We start from the raw sequence: 15,674 nt of genomic DNA on the forward strand, positions 1-15,674 counted from the left end.
ACGGCCAGTTCCAGAGCTGGCGTGGAGATCGAATTTATTGCTCGCACTGTGCCCATTGCTGGGGATTGATCTGCGAGGTTCCCGTGCTGTTAAAGAGCGGCGGGCTGTGAGGCCCTTCGCAGTCCCTCGTAAGTCGCTGCGATGGATTAAATCTACAACCAAAAGTTACAGCTTGCAAGCTTTTTGGTTGTAGATATTTCGATTTAAAGTTGTCGGTGGGTTCTGTCATGGTTGTAGGTCCGAATCCCAGGCATGAAAAAGCCCGCACTTGGCGGGCTCTGGTGACTCTCGGCTGTCAGTCGGTAATGGGGGGATACTTGCCGCTCACCGAGTCCCTGTAAACGATCTCGCTGAATAGCCTGGGGCCGTCGCGCATCGTGACCATGGCTTGCTTGGCTTCTTCCTTCGTTTCGAATGGGCCGGCACCCACAGCTAGGCCAATCATTGAAACGACCGGAAGCCCGCTACTGGTAATGGCTTCAATGGTTCGCTGCTGCTCTTCTTCGTCACGGCAGGCAGTTGATGCGACCCACCCATTTTTAAGGCGCGGGGCGGCTACTGGCTCAACATCAGCGCCGCAGTGCTTGCATTTGATGGCCGCGCATTTGATCGTCTCGGCACAGTAAGGGCAGGCGCGATCACCGGATACGACAAGGCCCTGCGAACTTTTTTCGGCTGGGCTTTCTGTGTTTGCTGAGGAAGCCCACACCAAGGCTGCAACCCAGCCCAGGAATGTCCACCCCAAGAGCAGGTTCACCAGAAAGATCGAGGTGAAGTTGACGTGCTTGCGATTCGAAGCAACGAACGTAGGCAGGAAATAGATGACAAAGGCAGCCACAAGAAGAACAAAGCCAGCCCAAGGGCTTCCACTATCCATATCGTAAACCTGATCCATTGAATTGAGCTCGCACTCTACCATTCGTGGCGTACGGCCACCATTGGAAGGCAGGGAAGGGTAGGCGCAAGAAGCCCGGCCCAGTTGAAGGCCAGCAATTCGTTTTCAGAGGGAAGTTGCGATCGCCCGGGCGAGTTGGGCGTCTGACATCAGCGGCGGTGCGGCGTTGGAGCGGTAGTATCTGGAGGCTTGCTCAAACTGCGCGCCGCGGATCTCGCCATCCGAACCAATGAACGCCAGAGCGTCGGTCTTCGCCGATTTGAAAACCTTTGGCGGCTCGGTCGTGAGGGATGTGGTCGCCCCAACCAAAATGGTTGGCGCGGAGATTGTGAGAAATATCGCGGCAGCGATAGGGTTGGCGCCATCACCTGATACGGCCTGCGTGCTGAACGATGCCAGTAGGGCTATCGCCAATGTCTTCCATGACTCCATGCTTCATTGCTTCCATTGCGATCTAAGGGCGCCACCATAGCAGGGTAGTGGCTCGCCAGAAACAAGAAGCCCGACGCAGGGCGGGCTCTATGTAACCGCGTCAGAAACTAACGATGCTTGTTATTGTGTTTATGCTTGTTGTTGCCTTTGTGCTTCTTACCATCCGATCGATGATTGCTCTCATCATCCGCCAGGTTGTTTCCAAGCGCGCCACCCGCGGCACCGCCCAGACCTGCGCCGATCGTCGAGCCAGTCGTGCCGCCGAGGCGGTTACCGATGAGGGAGCCACCAGCCGAGCCGATACCGCCACCTAATGCGGCTTCAGCTCTGTTTCCTCTCTGAGCGCCGACAGCACTGCCCGCAGCACCACCTACGCCTGCGCCTACCGCCGCGCCAGTTGAGCCTCCCAGCTGTTGGCCTACGATATTGCCAAGTGCACCACCAACGCCGCCTCCAAGGCCGGCTGTGCCGTCTCCGGCAGCCATTGCTCCTTGCGAAATGAGTACGCCCAAGAATAGGGCGGGCAGTGTCATTTTCATTTTTTGAACCTCTATGGGTTGTCAGCAGGCGCTCACGGTTTAAAGCACGCCTAGCATTAGGACTGGAGTAGAAGTTTGTAGTTCTCTACGGGCGGTGTATGCGGGCGAATGGTTGTAACAATATATGCCGTGATGGATTCGGCTGCAGAGCTCGGGCTAAACGGTTTCACCAGGAGTTGGGATGACCAGAAGAGTCGAGTGTGAAAGAGCAGAAACAAGAAGCCCGGCGCTGGGCCGGGCTCAATCAGATGAAAGGATTTTCTTGAATATCCGCAGGGGAGGCTACGTCGATCTCGAGTCCTGCACAGTACAGCCTCTCGCCGTCAGCTATGACCTCTACGGTCAATTTTCCAGGCCCTTCAATCTGGAAAGGGCTCAGTACAGCCATCAACTGGATATAAGAGCTATGAGCATCAGGTCCAGGTGTTGGGAGTGATGCGTCCATGGCTCTGATTTCCTCGGGACTCAGAAACATCTCGAATGCTGCCTGGCCTCTAAAAACTCCCCGCACAGAAATATTTTGAAAGGCTTGGTTCAAAGGTGTTGAGATGTGAACTACGGTACAAAGCTTAGAAATGGTTCCGGGCAGCGCGGATGTAAGCATTTTGTCGTTGTACACACCGATGTAGCTGTTTTTTCGACCAATTTCGGCGCGAACGTCATCGCAGAAAAATGTATGTGCATAGCGACTCATTTCGGTTCCTTCCGAGCGTTTATTTTCTGCTGGTTCTCTATCATGCATTGAAAGTCGTTTGGCGTTATTACCAAGGCGTCACACAGCCGTAGAACTGTATTAAACATGACGTTGACCGATCCTTTTTCGATATTAGCAACGTGCGGCTGACTAGATCCGATTATTGTCGCCAGCTGCTTTTGCGATAGCCCTCTTCTAAGCCTAACCGTACGAACGGTGTTTTGCTCATCAGGGTAAAAGCGATCGGCAACCCATACCGCAGCAGCAGCAAGGCCTTCGCGATTTGAGTCGTCACTCTCAAGCTCTAGCTCCAAGTCTGCAAAGTCTTGATGAGCTGCAGCAATGTTTGACGGCTTTACGCTAAAACTGCCGATGTGAATATTGGAGTGCCGGGTCTCAGTTTTGACTGGCGGAGGCGAATCGCTACCAAAGGCCTTCGACCAGTCTTTTATAAGAACTGGCGATTCGCTGCGAAATAGGGTGTTTAAGCTCATAATTGAATCTCTCATCGTGTATCACGCCAAATTCAGACTTTTCAATCACCGCTAGGAGCACATAGCGATTCTCAGTAGGAAAAAAAGCGTGAATGAACCTATAACCTGCCAGGTCCTCGTCAAAAAAACGAAGCCTCCAAAGGTTCATTTGGGCGTTTTGCGCTTCAACCCATGGTCCGGTATTGAAGGTGGCTGTTTTGGGGCGAGGCCATTTAGGCGATCCTCCCCAGTCCATTTGTGTCAGCCTGTCCATCGCATCTTGGTCATCGCGGAGCTGTTGAACCGCCCGATAAACGATCAGGCCCTGCTCCTTGTCTTCCGCGATCACGCCCCGAATGTCAGCTGTAGCATCGTTGTGAATGATGTACTCGTACAATATATCGTCCTTAGTATATTTCTACAACAACGCTCTCGCTTGCAAGGTGTAAAATCCGCTTGCTGCTGACTTTTTTGTCCGTATCGGCGATACCTTGAGGAATCTTACCGCCTACCATGCCGATTTGACATGCTGATATGAGCTCTCTCCCCGAGTGAAGCACGCTTACAGCCAGCCAAGGGCAAACGTTCGCGCTTGCATCAGCCAAGCACGCCATAGAATTGGTTCAGCGCTATCAGCTCAACCACCGCCACGAAAACGCACAGAGCAATGAAATTAGGGCTGAATACCCGCTTGCTATTCGATGATCCCCCGCCTGACCAGTTCGCACCAGTATAGATAGTGAGTGTTGCAACGAGTGCGAGCAGAGCATAGGTCCAAGCCTTGCTCCAAAAGCTTTGCTCTCGCCATGCAGTCATTTGCGCTGTTCCGCAGTCCGAATTATCCGGCAGTCCTTCACCTCATCCGCATAACCCTCCAGTCGATCCTCATCAGCATGAAACACGGTGCACATCTTCAGCACGGCCTGGGCGTCTTCCTCATTCCCTGCCAAGCTCAGCCGCTCCGCAATCCTCATCAGCTCTACGGCTGACCATTTTAGGTCGGAGGCGATGCCTTGCAGGTCACGCTTGAGGTCTTGGTTTGGCTTGGTCAGGGACATAGCCGGCTCCTTTTGGTTAGCGGGCGTACATTCCCCACCAGAACACGTGCCCTAGGATGCCGATCTGCTCATCCTGCATCTGCTGGAAGCTATAGTCCTCATCCGGGTGATCGTCGCGGTTGAAGCTTCGCAACCTGATCCCTGATGGAAGCCTGAAAACCTGTTTAACACGCATCTGGCCATTATGGTTTATGGCGTATAGGTCGCCATCGATGATGTCGCCCAGGCTCGTTTTGCCCAAGTCGATGCCCACCGTTGCGCCATCGCGCAACACCGGGGTCATGCTGTTGCCACGGACCGTCACGCACTTGGCGTTGCTGAACTGAACGCCGTTTTCGCGAAGGTTCTTCTTGCGGAAGCGAAGGCTTTCCCCCTCGTCCTCCTGAATGACAAAGCGGCCCGATCCTGCGGCCAGTTCGACTTCGCGCAGAAATGGAACCTCAACCTCGTCATCGTCGAGCGGGGTCTTTTCGTCCCAGCCATCAATAGCCTTCATGGAGCTGGCATTCGAGTCAGGCGCGGTTCGGCCCGTTTCACCAGGACCGCCATCTATTAAGTAGCCCATCGAAGTGCCGAGGGCCTCAGCCAGGTCGCCCAGCTTGCTATTCCGTGGCGTAGAGACGCCAGCCTCCCACTTCTGGACAGCCTGAGGGCTCAGCCCCAAACGACGGGCCAACTCCGACTGGCTAAGGCCTGCCGCCTCTCTTTTTTGCGCGATGCGCTCACCGATATTTTTCATCGCCGAATCATACAAACAACGGTTGTAGATGTAATTGCGAATTTGAGTTGTAGATAAATACGTCCATGGGTTAACCTTAGGTTGTAGCTGTAACTTTGAGGTGCGTATGACGCAGACAGCAATCCAGAAGGCCGCGAAAGCTGCCGGCGGCCAATCCGCCTTAGCCCGGTCACTGAAGGTCACGCCACAAGCAGTGCAGAAGATGTGCGCCACCGGGCGCGTTCCTGCTGAGCGAGTGCTGGAGATCGAGAAATTAACCGGGGTTCATCGCTCTGAGCTGCGCCCAGACCTTTACCCGCCAAGGGTGAAAAGGCCGCAGGCAGCGTAAGCGACATCCCTGTCCGCAGTTCCATTGAAGCCAGATTAGAAGAGAGCAGTGCCCATGCAAACGTCCAGTTCCAGACACACCGTAGAAACCCGTGATCAGGTGCTGGTCGCCCATGCCCAAAACCAGATCGCCCGCACCAGCTTGAGCCAGGACGACTTCGCCCAAGCGCTGAGCCGCGAGATCTACCTGACCGTGCCTGCCGCGAAGATCAACGACGCGAAAGTCCCGGACTTCGTAGAGCTGGCACGCCTGAACGATGTGGGCGAGTTCATTAAGGCCACGGGTCGTTGGCTCAAGCGTGTTCAGCGCTGGCTGTCCGGCGATCAGGAAATGCCGTCCTGGCTTGAAGAGTCGTGGGTCAACGCCCTTGAACCTGAATACCGCGATCACTGCTTGAACGAGCTGGCGAGCCGCCACGGCTTGACCGGCGCCCGCCAGATGACCAGCGACCAATGCGCGAACAAAAGCTTCGGCGCACTGATCCGCGCCCTGGGCGATGTGATCGACACCGGCAGCGAAGTGTTTGATGACCAAGTGATGTGCGAGCAGGACCTGCCGCACTTGCCAGCGTTCGCCAAACAGTGCCGCCAGGTTGAAGCGAAGGCAGGGGAGTTGCGCCGTAAGGCTGAAGCTCTGCTCAACGGCAAGCCAGCACTGAAATCAATCGCCTGAATTCCAGGCACAAAAAAGCCGACGTACGAGGTCGGCTTTTTCTACAGCGGTAAACAACTGGAGCGAATCATGCACCAACATACAGAATCGATCAATACCCCCAACATTTCCGCGCCACGTTTTTCGCAATCTGAAAACGTGGCGCGTAATTCCTCAGTGATCCCGTTCGACTTCGACGGCGCGGCGATCCGGGTCATAACTGACAAGCTCGGTGACCCGTGGTTTGTCGCGCGCGATGTCGCTGATGCCCTCGGTTACTCCAAACCGGAGAATGCCGTGGCCCGCCATTGCAAGGCTGCGACCACTACCCCGAAACAGGGTGGTGGTTTCATGACCATTATCCCGGAGCGGGACCTGTACCGGCTAGTGATGAAGTCCAAGCTGCCGGCCGCCGAGAGGTTCGAAGAGTGGGTGGTTGGCCAGGTCCTGCCGAGCATCCGCAAGACCGGCAACTTTTCTGCCCAAGGCCCAAACAACTCCAAAATCGTCGGCGAGCTGGCCATCCTGGAATGCTTTGACCGCCTGTTGAAGCCTGCCAACTCCAGCAAGATGCTGATGCTGGCCAAGATTGCCGCCAACAACGGCCTGGACGCTAAATTCCTCCCAGGCTACGCCGTTGATGCCGCCCCTGACGCCGCTGGTGGTTCGTCGATGCCCACCAAGGCAATCACCGCCCTGATCAAAGATCACGCCATCGCCAGCACCGCCCGCGGCTTCAACCTTGCTCTTGAGGCCCACGGCTTCCTCAAGGTTCTTCAGCGCAAAAACTCCAGGCAGGAAATGGTCGACTTCTGGTCCGTGACCGAGAAGGGCATGGCCTACGGCAAGAACCTCACCAGCCCTCAATGCCCCCGCGAGACGCAGCCTCACTGGTACGTGGATCGCTTCCTTGAATTGGCCGCTAAGGTCGGGAAGGCCTGACATGCAATACACCGTGACGATTAACCAGGTGAAGGCGCTGGAGTGGGGGCTGAATTCTCAGCAGGCCCTGCTGTTCGCCTTCATCTACGGCTGCCCGAGCTGGACCAAGCCAATCAAGACTGATGACGGGATCTTCTTCGCGCTGAGCAAGGCCAAGATCATCGAGGAGCTGCCGCTGCTCACTGATAAGCCGGACACCGCTTACCGCATGCTGAAGGCCCTGGAAGAGGCCGGCTTGATTGAGCTTTCCAGTACTTCGAACATCACGCTTTTCCGCCTCACAGAGAAGGCCGTCGAGTGGAACCAGAAGCTGGATGGGTCGGAAAAATATCCGACCCCACCAAAAAACAAGGGTCGGAAAAATATCCGATCTACCTCGGATAAATCTCCGAGCAAGGTCGGAAAAAAATCCGAACAAGGGTCGGAAAAATCTCCGACAAATCAGGATACCAATCATCAGGGTACCAATCAGGACACCAGTCAGGACTTGCAGGACGCCACCGGCAAGCCGGCTCAGTCCCGCGGTCTGGTGCTGGTGGTTGATCGCACCGACACCCCACGGGTCGAGATCCCCGCCGACATGCCTGGCCCCAAAGACCAGACCTGCAAAACCTTCAAGGTCTGGGCGAACTACGCCATGGCTTACCGCAAGCGCTACAGCGCCTGGCCTGTGTGGAATGCCAAGGTCGGCGGCCAGCTCGGACAGTTGGTAGACCGTCTCGGCGCCGATGTCGCCCACCACGTCGCCGCCCACTTCCTGAAAACCAGTGATGCCGCAGTCTTGCGCAAGTGCCACAGCCTCAACGAGCTGCTGGCCAACGCCGAGAGCTATCACACCCAGTGGGTGACCGGGCAGCGCATCAACGGCACAACCGCCCGCCAGATGGAAAGGACGGAGGCGAACCACTCTGCAGCCGAGCAGGCCGCCCAGATGGTTCTGGCCAAACGCCAAGCAGGTGACCGCAATGAATACCTCTGAAATGAACGACCACCAGGTCGCCGGGCTTGCCGCCGCCATCTGTGCAACGGCCGAGGCTATGGGCCAGGAGATGAACCCGGGCACCGCCGCAATGATGGCCGAAGATCTTTGCGCCTACCCGGTGCCGGTCGTCAAAGCCGCGTTGAAGGCTTGCCGCTTCGAGGTGAAGGGCAAGCTGGCAATGGCCGACATCCTGCAACGAGTCCAGTCCTCGGATGGGCGTCCTGGCAAGGACGAGGCCTGGGCCATCGCCATGACCACCAACGACGAATTTGAAACCGTGGTGCTGACCGACGAAATCCAACTGGCCCTGGCTGCCGCGAAACCCATCTTGGATGGCGGCGACAAGATCGGTGCGCGCATGGCGTTCATCGATGCCTACCAGCGTTTCGTAGGGCAGGCCCGCGAGGATGCGAAACCGGTCAACTGGCACGTGTCCGTGGGCTTCGACTCCAACCGCCGCATCCAGGCCGTCACCAAGGCTTTGGAGCTGAAACGCATTCCCCAAGAGCACGGCCAGAAGTACTTGGCTGACCTGAGCATCGTGCCAGTTACCGAGGACGGCCGCGCCATTGCCGGTTTACTCACCGGCGCCGTCACCCAGCCTGCGCCAGTGCTGCGCCAAAGGCTGGAACTGGTCAAAAACTCGATGCTGGAGATGCGCAAGGCCAGCGCCGAACGGAAAACCGAAATGCGAATTGAAGCGGCCAACGAGTTGGCGGATCGCCGGGCGCTGCTGATACGGCAGGCCCAGGAACTGGAAGAGAAGAGGGCGGCGCAATGAACGACTACACCGAACTCAAGAAGGCCGCCGAATACGCCGCCCAAGACGTGACAAAGTTCGCCGACGAAGGCGAGGAAATGCGAGCGCTCCAACAGTTCCATGAAGAGGTCGACCCTGAAACGGTCCTGGCCTTGATCAAGGACCTTGAGAGCCACAAACGCATGCTTCTGGCCGCTGCCTGCGACCTTGGCGCGATTGGCGAAGCGCTCAAGTCCGACATGGACGCCGATGGGGATGAGTTGCTTGGCATGGTCATCGACCTGAAGGCACAGAACACCCGAATGCTGGAATGGCTCAAGGACATTAGCCGCACATCCGGCGACAAAGGTGCCGTCATGGGCGCGCGCCAACTGCTCAAGGAGTTCGCCGAATGAATGACTTCGACCAATCGGTGCTCGCGTATTACCAAGAGCAGGGTGGCGCAACCGCCTGGATCTGTTCCGGGGCGTTGAAATGCTCACGTGAAGAGGTCAGCAAGGCGCTACAACGCCTGAAGCGTAAAGGCGTCATGAAAAACAAGGGCCCGTTCTGGGAGTGGAAAGCGCCATCGCGTCAGGAGGTCGGCTATGACTGACAAGATCAGCGTCAACTGCCGCTCTATGCTCACTGAGGCCATCACCCGCATGTCCAAGATGTTCGAGGACAAGCACTTCGTGGTGGTCTCCCTGCGACCAGGCAAGGACCGCACGCTCGACCAGAACCGCCTGTGGTTCGCGATGTACAAGCGCATCGCCGAGATGACCCAGATCGGTGACGCTGCTGACGCCCGCAAGTACTGCAAGCTGCACATCGGCGTGCAGATCCTGCTGAACGAGGACGCCGGCTTCCAGGCCGAGTGGTACCGGGTGATGCGTCACCTGCCGTACGAAACCAAGCTGGACATGATGGGCGAGTGTCACCTGTTCGGGCCTGACGGCTTTCCGGTGACCAGCCTGTTCAATCGGGCCCAGGGCATCGCCTACACCGACCGCATCGTCGCGCGCTTTGCACCGCAGGGCGTGTACTTCTCTGACCTGCTTAGCCAGGAGGCCGCATGAGCCATAACTTCAAGCCGGGCGATCTGGCACTGGTGATTTCAGGTGGGTACCTGGGCGAGACCGCGGAACTGGTGCGTTTTGTAATGCCTGGCGACCTGATCGTCTCACCCACCACGGGCAAGGTTTACGAATTCAGGCCGGCCGCCAGAGTAGGTGGATGGTTGTGCAAATTCAGATGCAGTCATGCGGTAAAGCACGAAAAGAACCTGATGCCCCTGCGCGGCCGATTCACCCTAGAGCAGCAGAAAGCCAAGGAGGCTGTATGAAGCGCACACCGCTGCAACGAAAGACTCCACTCGCGTCCGGTGGCCCGCGCCGCAAGCGCTGCCCAGAGTGCCGGGTGATGTTCACGAAAGCGCGTGAGTCGCAGGTGGTGTGCGGCGAGATCGAGTGCGCCATAGCACACGGTAAGTCGGAGAAGGGTCGGACGATCGCCGGGAAAGCCCTGGCAGAAGTTGGGCGCCGCGAAATCAAGGTCCGCAAGGAGGCCCTGAAGACCAGAGCGGATCACTTGCGCGAAGCTCAGGCGGCGGTGAACGAGTACGTGCGCCTGCGTGACGCTCACCTGCCATGCATCAGCTGCGACTCCACGCCCAACGACAACGACCTCATGACCGGCAGCCGCTGGGATGCCGGGCACTACCGATCCGTCGGCGCCTGCCCAGAGCTGCGCTTCGAGCCGTCGAACATCCACCGGCAGTGCGTGAAGTGCAACCGCAACCTATCCGGAAATGCCGTGGAGTACCGCATCCGCCTGGTGATGCGCATCGGTGCCGAGAAGGTCGCTTGGCTGGAAGGCCTGCACGCGCCCTGCAAGTACACCGTGGATGAGATCAAGGCCATCAAGGCCAAGTACCGTGCAATGACCAGAGAACTCAAGAGGGCTGCAGCATGAACTACCAAAACGTCATTTCTGCAGTCGTCCGCGCTCTGGCAGCGGAAACAATCAACAGCGCCGGGGGTTGCAACGTCGAGCCGCGAGTGCAGACCAGTAAACTGAAGGGCGAGATCACCGGTAAGGATGCGGCACTGCTCGCCGACTGCATCGTGCACAAGCTGCTGCACGCCCAGCTCAGCCCGCGCCACTGGAACGCACTGGTGGCGAAGTACAGCACCCACCGCGGGCGCAAGATCGATTCCATTGGGCGGCTTGTAGCGGTTGTGCCTTCGCCTGCGCCACTGCGCTTCACTCAGCAGGCGGTTCTGGTCTGGGCTGTGCCGCAACAGTCGAAAGGCATCCAGCGCGCAGTGGTCGAGGTCAAAGCTCCAAAGCATCGGGAAAACAAGGATGAGGGCCAGTGGGATTGGCGAAACAAAGCGGCCGACGCCGATGCTGCCCGCGCCAACAAGCACGCCAGGTCAGTGGCTGAAACGAAGCCGGGTGAGATGATCGTCCTCGCCGATTCGAACTACGACATGACGAACTGGGATTCCCAAGGCCTGACGGAGCGCACCTATCAGCGCTGGAATAAGACCATCAAGGGGGCGCTTGAGTCGATGGTGGACGAGGCTTTGGTCGATGCACAGCACATGCTTGAGGTCGTGGGAGTGCTGGAGTGCGAAGCGGCGTGAAATAGTCCCTCAAAAGGGCTTGCAATATCATGTCGCCATGTCGCATTATTCACCCATCCTGTCATTCCTGCGTGTGTAGGACTGAGTTACAAGAACCCCGGCCATCGTTTCGGGGTTTTTCGTTATTACCCTTCTGTTAAAAAACTTGGTGACCTACTATGGCCTTTCTCATTGATTTGCTAGAGGAAGGCGCCTTGACTGATTTTTCGGACATTCGAAACGCGTACGCCAAGCATAAAACAGCGCAGGATGCTTACTGGAATGATCTTCAGACGAAGGCATACAGTATTTATCGAGGTTTTGAGCATCACGTTGGCTTGGCTGGGCAGAAGTTCGCCACGCCAGGTAAGCCAGAAGAAGCCTACTGTCAGGTTGGCGTCATGGAGTCGGGCAAATTCAAGCAGGTACTCGGGCCTTCGTTTAGCGGTTCCGATTTGCAAGTTGAGTTTGCTATTCGCCTTGTCGTCGATGAGTCACCTATCTCGTTACCGAAAAAGGCTCTGATCATCCAGCTGCGACTTGGAAAGTCCAAGGATGGCTACTTGGCTCGCCTGAAAACGAGCGAAGGCTGGTTTGATTTCTCTATTTCTTTCGCATTCGCGGAAAGCGAATTGAAGAATCTTTATGAGGCGATTGCGCTGGATGTGATTGACTCAATGGATGAATCAATTTTCGGTTGAAGCTTCATTCAAAGAGCCCGGCCACTGAGCCGGGTTTTTTATTGCCTGCGTTTCACTGCAGCCAGGGCAGCCTCACGGAAGGCCTGGACGCTGATAAGCCGGTAGTGCAGCGCTACGGAAAAAAACCGGCAGCCCGTGCATCCTGACCTCACTGTGCTTCCAGGGTGGCGCGAGACACGAACGGCGAGATCGGTGCATTGGGGCGTCGACGCCGGAAAGGTCTTTGGCAGACAGCGCGGAAAGACGCGCGCACCTATTCAGGGCCTCAGCATTCGCTGGGGCTTTTCTCGTTATGAGGCACAGCAAATGTCCGGCTCTATCCAATCCAGCAACTACGTGCCGGGCGTTTCCGGCTGGAAAATCGATACTGATACGGGATCCTTCGAGCTTGCATCTGACCGGGTGACAGTTTCAGGGGTTGACCCTAAAGCGGTGTACTGCGGAAAGTCCCGCAAAGAAAGCCATAAGCCATTCATCGTTGTGGACGGCGTGATCTACATCAGCCAGGCATCCATCGAGGACGCCTCAATCGCTAAGGCCAAAATCGGTAACGAATGGTCGGTAAGGATTTGCGTGACGCCAGACGGTGAAAAATACGCAGCCGGCCTTGGTTTGGGCGTCCATCCGGAGTGCCTAGTGCAGCCTGATCGCTTCGACATCAACGGTCTAGATGCCTCGAAGATCCTTGAGATGCTAGCGGGCAAGATCAGCAAGACCGAATTGTGCCGCCAGGTACTGGCAAATAGTGATCAGCTCGGATCCAGCTTCGCCGAACAGGTCAAGGATTTGCTCCGCAAGGAGCTCATGCCTGGCGGTCTGCTGCACCGCTCCCGCTAATCCATTCCTTCACTCCCTATCGAGCAGGTAAAAATATGAGCAAGGAGGACGTGGAAAGAAAAGTCATTGTCCTTGTTCCTTCTGGCGAATTTGATCCACGATCGCTGAGAGCAATGCTCTTAACTACCCAGGGTGAATTCAAAGACACCTTCGTTAAAGTCCATGACAAGGGCGCCTTGTTTCAGGAACTCAAGCCCGAGCACGGCCTGATAGGTTCTTCCGTTGGCTGAGAGCGGGGTTGACACGAAGCTGGCTGCATAATGCTCTGAGTGTCCGTCGATTGAAAAAATCGAAGGCCTCTCCTGTGAGGCGAGAGTCCCCGTACCGCCCATCACGTTTATCGTTGCTGCACGGTGATAGCTAAAGGCGTTAGCCAGGCCTTCATCCATGTAAAAGCGGTCTGCACCTGTATCTATCAACGCGTAAACGATGACGGGTGTCGAGCCCGCAGCGGGGCTGTGAAAGTTTTCGGGCGCAGCTGGCTGCATATTTATCGCGATGACCGGAGAGCCGCCCGGAGTGTCGCTGACTAATCCGGCATCAGACATGAATTGAATCTTGATCTTTGTAGCCATGCTAGCCGTCCATCGTTTTGCTATAGGGGCAATGACGATAGCACGGAGCCATATGCCCTCCACTGAGCGGGCTTTTTATTCCTGCGCTCCCAGACCAGGGAGAACAACAAATACGGAGCAACGATGGATCCTACTGACCTCGGCCCGGGCACAGCTACCTGGCTGGGCGGTAGCGCCACCGTGGTGCTGGGTGGCTTGCTTTGGCTGCGCCGGTTCCTCTCCAAGGATGCGACTGACCGGGCAATGGATAGCGCCGATATCGGCACGCTGAAGCGGCTGAACGAACTGCTGAACCAAGAGCGCGCCGCCCGCAAAGAAGCCGAGTCCCGCGCCGATCAGTTCGCCAAGGAGCGCAACGACCTTGCCGCCGCAGTAGGCCGCATGGAAGGCAAGATCGAGGCCCTGACTAGTCAGGTCGCCCAACTTACTGACCGCGTGACGCAGCAGAGCGACGAGATCACTCGCCTGCGTACCAAGCTGGGAGGTATCGCCTGATGGACAGATGCGCATTGGAATTTATCGCCCGCCGCTGGTGGCGCCGGGCCGAAGTATGGGCGATTGCCGTCGTGCTGGTGGGTGGTGGTGCTGTTCTCGGCTACCAGGCTGCTTACTGGTCGCTCGCCGAGAAGCAGAGCAACCAGGTGACCGACATCCGCAAAGCCTATGACACCGCAATGGGCGAGCGCGATAAGCGCCTGGAAGAGCTGACCCGCCAAACCGGCACTGCTGCCGACAAGGCGACCAAGGCAGCAACGACTGCGGCCCAGGCTGCCGACAAAGCGGATGAAGCCCTCAACCGGGTAACTCAATAAGCCGCGCCACGTTTTCGAATGCGCCAAATCGTGGCGCGCAATCATGAGGAATCACCCATGGATAACCAGCACAAGAAAATCACCGGCTACCGCGACCTGAGCCAGTCCGAGATCGACGGCATGAATTCCATCAAGGCGCTGGAAGCTGACACCGGCGAACTGTTCAAGCAGATCGGCCAGATTGAAGGCGTTGACCCGCGCCTGCTGGCTCTGGCCAAGACCAACCTGCAACAGGGCTTCATGTGGTTCGTGCGCTCTATCGCCAAGCCAGCCGATCCATTCAGCTGATGGGCGACGTAACCCGCCTGCGCCATGCGCTACCGATGAGTCAGGACATCAACGCAGCGGTAAGCGCTCTCGACAAGGCCATTGCTACCGCCGTGGACGCCGCCAAGGCTGCCGGGCTCCCCCAGGGCCTGATCGTTGGATTGCTCCACGGCCATGCCCATGCACAGACACACCAAATGGTGACGCAATGACCGTCAAGGTTCTTGAGTTCAAGCGGGAAGACTGGCGCGACGCCGCGAAGACACTGCGCAAGATCGCCGATGACCTGGATGCCGGTGAACATCCCGAGTGCACTGTAGGTGCCTTGACGCTGATCGGTGCGAAGGGAGAGGTGACTGTGTTCGGCCTCGGCCCCAAGTGCGACGACCTGCAATGCCTGGGGGCGATGCGCCTGGGGGAGCAGAAGCTGATTGATGTGCTGCTCGATGGCGGGGAAGGGTAGGTGTGCCGCAGGTGAGTGCGGCACGGGTGGATCACTGCGCTTTCAGAGCCTCTTGGATTTTGTCCGCGTAGCTAGAGAGCTTTCCCAACTCTTGGTCTAGATGGTTTCCGTTGGGGGAGGTTGCCCCAATGCGCACAGAGATGAGTTCCAGCGCAGCATTTACTGCTAGGCCGCGTTTGTCTGCCGCTGAGCCGTTTTCATACTTGACGTGATCCAAAAGAGCCATGTCGCATTCCTTGCTGTTGAGTTGATCCTCACCAATACCGGCAAAACCCTAATATTTCAATCACGCCTTTAGGTTTAGCTGAGACAATTTATGACAACCAAGCAGCCCGACTGGGAGGCAATCGAACGTGCCTACCGGGCCGGTTCGCTTTCCATCAGAACTATCGCTGAGCGCCAGGGCGTGAGCGACACGGCAATCCGGAAGAAAGCCAAGGTTCAAGGATGGGCGAGAGACCTTTCTGACCAGGTGCGCAAAGAGGTTCGCAGCAAGCTGGTTCGCGGAGAGGTTCGCAACGACCAAGGCGCGAACTGCGAACTTGACGCCGAGATCATCGAAGAGGCCGCAGAAGAAGGGGCTCGGGTGGTTCGCAGCCATCGCCGAGACATTCGCAAGGCCACGAACCTTGCGAACTTGCTGATGGATGACCTGCTTAATACCATCCAGCGCCGCGAAGAGATTGAAGACGCGATCATCGACGAGACTGGCGAGGACAATAACGGGATGCGCCGGGCCTCGATGCTCGCTGCTGTCGCGCTACCCAGCAATTCCAAAACCCTGTTCCAGCTTTCCTCTGCAATGAAGAACCTGCAAGTTCTGGAGCGTCAGGCATTCAGCCTGGACGAGAAGGAGAAGACGGACGACGCCGACGAGATCTCGAAGATGATGGACGAATTAACACAGGACGCCTGAC

30 protein-coding genes are annotated in these 15,674 nt (G+C 57.1%); 19 read left to right on the forward strand and 11 right to left on the reverse strand.

Annotated features, from left to right (window positions below):
* Positions 1 to 295 precede the first annotated feature (295 nt).
* The 9 genes from PspR76_RS06900 to PspR76_RS06935 all read right to left on the reverse strand — a co-directional run bounded on the left by PspR76_RS06900 (position 296) and on the right by PspR76_RS06935 (position 5,043).
* A complete protein-coding gene (locus PspR76_RS06900) occupies positions 296 to 895 on the reverse strand; it encodes a superinfection immunity protein (protein ID WP_237235731.1) in 600 nt (199 codons plus the stop codon).
* Between the two features lie 105 nt (positions 896 to 1,000).
* Complete coding sequence (locus tag PspR76_RS06905) at positions 1,001 to 1,327, reverse strand: DUF2388 domain-containing protein (protein WP_159954527.1); 327 nt, start codon at positions 1,325 to 1,327, stop codon at positions 1,001 to 1,003.
* A gap of 107 nt (positions 1,328 to 1,434) precedes the next feature.
* A complete protein-coding gene (locus tag PspR76_RS06910) occupies positions 1,435 to 1,866 on the reverse strand; it encodes a hypothetical protein (RefSeq protein ID WP_159954528.1) in 432 nt (143 codons plus the stop codon).
* 244 nt (positions 1,867 to 2,110) lie between these two features.
* Positions 2,111 to 2,560 carry a DUF6941 family protein gene (locus tag PspR76_RS06915; protein WP_159954529.1) on the reverse strand — a complete coding sequence of 150 codons (450 nt, stop codon included), beginning with the start codon at positions 2,558 to 2,560 and terminating at the stop codon, positions 2,111 to 2,113.
* Positions 2,557 to 3,054, reverse strand: a complete 498-nt coding sequence (locus tag PspR76_RS06920; RefSeq protein WP_159954530.1) for a helix-turn-helix domain-containing protein — start codon at positions 3,052 to 3,054, stop codon at positions 2,557 to 2,559. Before PspR76_RS06920 ends, PspR76_RS06915 begins: the two co-directional genes overlap by 4 nt.
* On the reverse strand, positions 2,984 to 3,430 hold the full coding sequence (locus PspR76_RS06925) for a hypothetical protein (RefSeq protein WP_159954531.1): 447 nt from the start codon (positions 3,428 to 3,430) through the stop codon (positions 2,984 to 2,986). Before PspR76_RS06925 ends, PspR76_RS06920 begins: the two co-directional genes overlap by 71 nt.
* A gap of 200 nt (positions 3,431 to 3,630) precedes the next feature.
* Positions 3,631 to 3,849, reverse strand: coding sequence for a hypothetical protein (locus tag PspR76_RS31200; RefSeq protein ID WP_237235732.1), 219 nt, complete (start codon positions 3,847 to 3,849; stop codon positions 3,631 to 3,633).
* Complete coding sequence (locus PspR76_RS06930; RefSeq protein ID WP_159954532.1) at positions 3,846 to 4,091, reverse strand: hypothetical protein; 246 nt, start codon at positions 4,089 to 4,091, stop codon at positions 3,846 to 3,848. Before PspR76_RS06930 ends, PspR76_RS31200 begins: the two co-directional genes overlap by 4 nt.
* Positions 4,092 to 4,107: 16 nt before the next feature.
* Positions 4,108 to 5,043, reverse strand: a complete 936-nt coding sequence (locus tag PspR76_RS06935) for an XRE family transcriptional regulator (RefSeq protein ID WP_237235733.1) — start codon at positions 5,041 to 5,043, stop codon at positions 4,108 to 4,110.
* Here PspR76_RS06935 and PspR76_RS06940 point away from each other — a divergent pair.
* The 13 genes from PspR76_RS06940 to PspR76_RS07000 all read left to right on the forward strand — a co-directional run bounded on the left by PspR76_RS06940 (position 4,937) and on the right by PspR76_RS07000 (position 12,640).
* Positions 4,937 to 5,158: a transcriptional regulator gene (locus PspR76_RS06940; RefSeq protein ID WP_021491160.1), complete on the forward strand. Its 222-nt coding sequence runs from the start codon at positions 4,937 to 4,939 to the stop codon at positions 5,156 to 5,158. The genes PspR76_RS06935 and PspR76_RS06940 overlap by 107 nt on opposite strands.
* A gap of 54 nt (positions 5,159 to 5,212) precedes the next feature.
* Positions 5,213 to 5,830 (forward strand): hypothetical protein, encoded by a 618-nt coding sequence (locus PspR76_RS06945; RefSeq protein WP_159954534.1) that lies wholly within the window; start codon positions 5,213 to 5,215, stop codon positions 5,828 to 5,830.
* A gap of 69 nt (positions 5,831 to 5,899) precedes the next feature.
* Positions 5,900 to 6,751 carry a BRO-N domain-containing protein gene (locus PspR76_RS06950; protein WP_159954535.1) on the forward strand — a complete coding sequence of 284 codons (852 nt, stop codon included), beginning with the start codon at positions 5,900 to 5,902 and terminating at the stop codon, positions 6,749 to 6,751.
* Between the two features lies 1 nt (position 6,752).
* Entirely contained in the window at positions 6,753 to 7,730 is a 978-nt protein-coding gene (locus PspR76_RS06955; protein ID WP_159954536.1) for a phage replication protein, read from the forward strand.
* Positions 7,717 to 8,514, forward strand: coding sequence for a hypothetical protein (locus PspR76_RS06960; protein WP_159954537.1), 798 nt, complete (start codon positions 7,717 to 7,719; stop codon positions 8,512 to 8,514). The genes PspR76_RS06955 and PspR76_RS06960 overlap by 14 nt, the downstream gene beginning before the upstream one ends.
* A complete protein-coding gene (locus tag PspR76_RS06965) occupies positions 8,511 to 8,888 on the forward strand; it encodes a hypothetical protein (RefSeq protein WP_159954538.1) in 378 nt (125 codons plus the stop codon). The genes PspR76_RS06960 and PspR76_RS06965 overlap by 4 nt, the downstream gene beginning before the upstream one ends.
* Entirely contained in the window at positions 8,885 to 9,088 is a 204-nt protein-coding gene (locus PspR76_RS06970) for a hypothetical protein (RefSeq protein ID WP_159954539.1), read from the forward strand. Before PspR76_RS06965 ends, PspR76_RS06970 begins: the two co-directional genes overlap by 4 nt.
* The gene (locus tag PspR76_RS06975; protein ID WP_159954540.1) at positions 9,081 to 9,551 is read left to right on the forward strand and encodes a hypothetical protein; all 471 of its coding nucleotides are present in this window, start codon (positions 9,081 to 9,083) and stop codon (positions 9,549 to 9,551) included. The genes PspR76_RS06970 and PspR76_RS06975 overlap by 8 nt, the downstream gene beginning before the upstream one ends.
* Complete coding sequence (locus tag PspR76_RS06980) at positions 9,548 to 9,817, forward strand: hypothetical protein (RefSeq protein WP_159954541.1); 270 nt, start codon at positions 9,548 to 9,550, stop codon at positions 9,815 to 9,817. The genes PspR76_RS06975 and PspR76_RS06980 overlap by 4 nt, the downstream gene beginning before the upstream one ends.
* Complete coding sequence (locus tag PspR76_RS06985; protein WP_159954542.1) at positions 9,814 to 10,446, forward strand: recombination protein NinG; 633 nt, start codon at positions 9,814 to 9,816, stop codon at positions 10,444 to 10,446. Before PspR76_RS06980 ends, PspR76_RS06985 begins: the two co-directional genes overlap by 4 nt.
* Positions 10,443 to 11,123 (forward strand): hypothetical protein, encoded by a 681-nt coding sequence (locus tag PspR76_RS06990; protein ID WP_159954543.1) that lies wholly within the window; start codon positions 10,443 to 10,445, stop codon positions 11,121 to 11,123. The genes PspR76_RS06985 and PspR76_RS06990 overlap by 4 nt, the downstream gene beginning before the upstream one ends.
* A 158-nt stretch (positions 11,124 to 11,281) precedes the next feature.
* Complete coding sequence (locus PspR76_RS06995) at positions 11,282 to 11,803, forward strand: hypothetical protein (RefSeq protein WP_159954544.1); 522 nt, start codon at positions 11,282 to 11,284, stop codon at positions 11,801 to 11,803.
* 306 nt (positions 11,804 to 12,109) lie between these two features.
* The gene (locus PspR76_RS07000; RefSeq protein WP_159954545.1) at positions 12,110 to 12,640 is read left to right on the forward strand and encodes a phage tail tip fiber protein; all 531 of its coding nucleotides are present in this window, start codon (positions 12,110 to 12,112) and stop codon (positions 12,638 to 12,640) included.
* Between the two features lie 119 nt (positions 12,641 to 12,759).
* On the opposite strand, the gene PspR76_RS07005 is transcribed toward PspR76_RS07000, so the two are convergent.
* Positions 12,760 to 13,215, reverse strand: coding sequence for a retroviral-like aspartic protease (locus PspR76_RS07005; RefSeq protein WP_159954546.1), 456 nt, complete (start codon positions 13,213 to 13,215; stop codon positions 12,760 to 12,762).
* A 123-nt stretch (positions 13,216 to 13,338) separates the two neighbouring features.
* Between PspR76_RS07005 and PspR76_RS07010 the strand changes: the two genes are divergently transcribed.
* From PspR76_RS07010 to PspR76_RS07030, 5 genes are read left to right on the forward strand one after another with little or no spacing between them, the layout of a single operon-like run.
* Entirely contained in the window at positions 13,339 to 13,710 is a 372-nt protein-coding gene (locus PspR76_RS07010) for a chemotaxis protein (RefSeq protein WP_159954547.1), read from the forward strand.
* A complete protein-coding gene (locus PspR76_RS07015; protein ID WP_159954548.1) occupies positions 13,710 to 14,027 on the forward strand; it encodes a hypothetical protein in 318 nt (105 codons plus the stop codon). The genes PspR76_RS07010 and PspR76_RS07015 overlap by 1 nt, the downstream gene beginning before the upstream one ends.
* A 57-nt stretch (positions 14,028 to 14,084) precedes the next feature.
* Entirely contained in the window at positions 14,085 to 14,315 is a 231-nt protein-coding gene (locus PspR76_RS07020) for an Acb2/Tad1 domain-containing protein (protein WP_033901764.1), read from the forward strand.
* Complete coding sequence (locus PspR76_RS07025; RefSeq protein ID WP_159954549.1) at positions 14,315 to 14,506, forward strand: hypothetical protein; 192 nt, start codon at positions 14,315 to 14,317, stop codon at positions 14,504 to 14,506. Before PspR76_RS07020 ends, PspR76_RS07025 begins: the two co-directional genes overlap by 1 nt.
* A complete protein-coding gene (locus tag PspR76_RS07030; RefSeq protein WP_122683763.1) occupies positions 14,503 to 14,757 on the forward strand; it encodes a hypothetical protein in 255 nt (84 codons plus the stop codon). The genes PspR76_RS07025 and PspR76_RS07030 overlap by 4 nt, the downstream gene beginning before the upstream one ends.
* Before the next feature lie 31 nt (positions 14,758 to 14,788).
* Here PspR76_RS07030 and PspR76_RS07035 read toward each other — a convergent pair whose 3' ends face one another.
* Entirely contained in the window at positions 14,789 to 14,983 is a 195-nt protein-coding gene (locus PspR76_RS07035) for a hypothetical protein (protein ID WP_032877411.1), read from the reverse strand.
* 90 nt (positions 14,984 to 15,073) lie between these two features.
* Here PspR76_RS07035 and PspR76_RS07040 point away from each other — a divergent pair, with 90 nt between their 5' ends.
* Complete coding sequence (locus PspR76_RS07040) at positions 15,074 to 15,673, forward strand: hypothetical protein (protein WP_159954550.1); 600 nt, start codon at positions 15,074 to 15,076, stop codon at positions 15,671 to 15,673.
* The last annotated feature ends 1 nt before the right edge of the window (position 15,674 follow it).

Source organism: Pseudomonas sp. R76, from assembly GCF_009834565.1.
GTDB lineage: Bacteria > Pseudomonadota > Gammaproteobacteria > Pseudomonadales > Pseudomonadaceae > Aquipseudomonas.

Coding starts and splice junctions, on each gene's coding strand:
- PspR76_RS06980 (WP_159954541.1), top strand. CDS start 9,548: ATGAGCCATAACTTCAAGCCGGGCGATCTGGCACTGGTGATTTCAGGT.
- PspR76_RS06940 (WP_021491160.1), top strand. CDS start 4,937: ATGACGCAGACAGCAATCCAGAAGGCCGCGAAAGCTGCCGGCGGCCAA.
- PspR76_RS07030 (WP_122683763.1), top strand. CDS start 14,503: ATGACCGTCAAGGTTCTTGAGTTCAAGCGGGAAGACTGGCGCGACGCC.
- PspR76_RS06945 (WP_159954534.1), top strand. CDS start 5,213: ATGCAAACGTCCAGTTCCAGACACACCGTAGAAACCCGTGATCAGGTG.
- PspR76_RS07035 (WP_032877411.1), bottom strand. CDS start 14,983: ATGGCTCTTTTGGATCACGTCAAGTATGAAAACGGCTCAGCGGCAGAC.
- PspR76_RS07010 (WP_159954547.1), top strand. CDS start 13,339: ATGGATCCTACTGACCTCGGCCCGGGCACAGCTACCTGGCTGGGCGGT.
- PspR76_RS07025 (WP_159954549.1), top strand. CDS start 14,315: ATGGGCGACGTAACCCGCCTGCGCCATGCGCTACCGATGAGTCAGGAC.
- PspR76_RS07015 (WP_159954548.1), top strand. CDS start 13,710: ATGGACAGATGCGCATTGGAATTTATCGCCCGCCGCTGGTGGCGCCGG.
- PspR76_RS06965 (WP_159954538.1), top strand. CDS start 8,511: ATGAACGACTACACCGAACTCAAGAAGGCCGCCGAATACGCCGCCCAA.
- PspR76_RS06915 (WP_159954529.1), bottom strand. CDS start 2,560: ATGAGTCGCTATGCACATACATTTTTCTGCGATGACGTTCGCGCCGAA.
- PspR76_RS06905 (WP_159954527.1), bottom strand. CDS start 1,327: ATGGAGTCATGGAAGACATTGGCGATAGCCCTACTGGCATCGTTCAGC.
- PspR76_RS06920 (WP_159954530.1), bottom strand. CDS start 3,054: ATGAGCTTAAACACCCTATTTCGCAGCGAATCGCCAGTTCTTATAAAA.
- PspR76_RS06975 (WP_159954540.1), top strand. CDS start 9,081: ATGACTGACAAGATCAGCGTCAACTGCCGCTCTATGCTCACTGAGGCC.
- PspR76_RS06990 (WP_159954543.1), top strand. CDS start 10,443: ATGAACTACCAAAACGTCATTTCTGCAGTCGTCCGCGCTCTGGCAGCG.
- PspR76_RS31200 (WP_237235732.1), bottom strand. CDS start 3,849: ATGACTGCATGGCGAGAGCAAAGCTTTTGGAGCAAGGCTTGGACCTAT.
- PspR76_RS06995 (WP_159954544.1), top strand. CDS start 11,282: ATGGCCTTTCTCATTGATTTGCTAGAGGAAGGCGCCTTGACTGATTTT.
- PspR76_RS06900 (WP_237235731.1), bottom strand. CDS start 895: ATGGATCAGGTTTACGATATGGATAGTGGAAGCCCTTGGGCTGGCTTT.
- PspR76_RS07020 (WP_033901764.1), top strand. CDS start 14,085: ATGGATAACCAGCACAAGAAAATCACCGGCTACCGCGACCTGAGCCAG.
- PspR76_RS06960 (WP_159954537.1), top strand. CDS start 7,717: ATGAATACCTCTGAAATGAACGACCACCAGGTCGCCGGGCTTGCCGCC.
- PspR76_RS07000 (WP_159954545.1), top strand. CDS start 12,110: ATGTCCGGCTCTATCCAATCCAGCAACTACGTGCCGGGCGTTTCCGGC.
- PspR76_RS06970 (WP_159954539.1), top strand. CDS start 8,885: ATGAATGACTTCGACCAATCGGTGCTCGCGTATTACCAAGAGCAGGGT.
- PspR76_RS06910 (WP_159954528.1), bottom strand. CDS start 1,866: ATGAAAATGACACTGCCCGCCCTATTCTTGGGCGTACTCATTTCGCAA.
- PspR76_RS06930 (WP_159954532.1), bottom strand. CDS start 4,091: ATGTCCCTGACCAAGCCAAACCAAGACCTCAAGCGTGACCTGCAAGGC.
- PspR76_RS07005 (WP_159954546.1), bottom strand. CDS start 13,215: ATGGCTACAAAGATCAAGATTCAATTCATGTCTGATGCCGGATTAGTC.
- PspR76_RS06985 (WP_159954542.1), top strand. CDS start 9,814: ATGAAGCGCACACCGCTGCAACGAAAGACTCCACTCGCGTCCGGTGGC.
- PspR76_RS06950 (WP_159954535.1), top strand. CDS start 5,900: ATGCACCAACATACAGAATCGATCAATACCCCCAACATTTCCGCGCCA.
- PspR76_RS07040 (WP_159954550.1), top strand. CDS start 15,074: ATGACAACCAAGCAGCCCGACTGGGAGGCAATCGAACGTGCCTACCGG.
- PspR76_RS06955 (WP_159954536.1), top strand. CDS start 6,753: ATGCAATACACCGTGACGATTAACCAGGTGAAGGCGCTGGAGTGGGGG.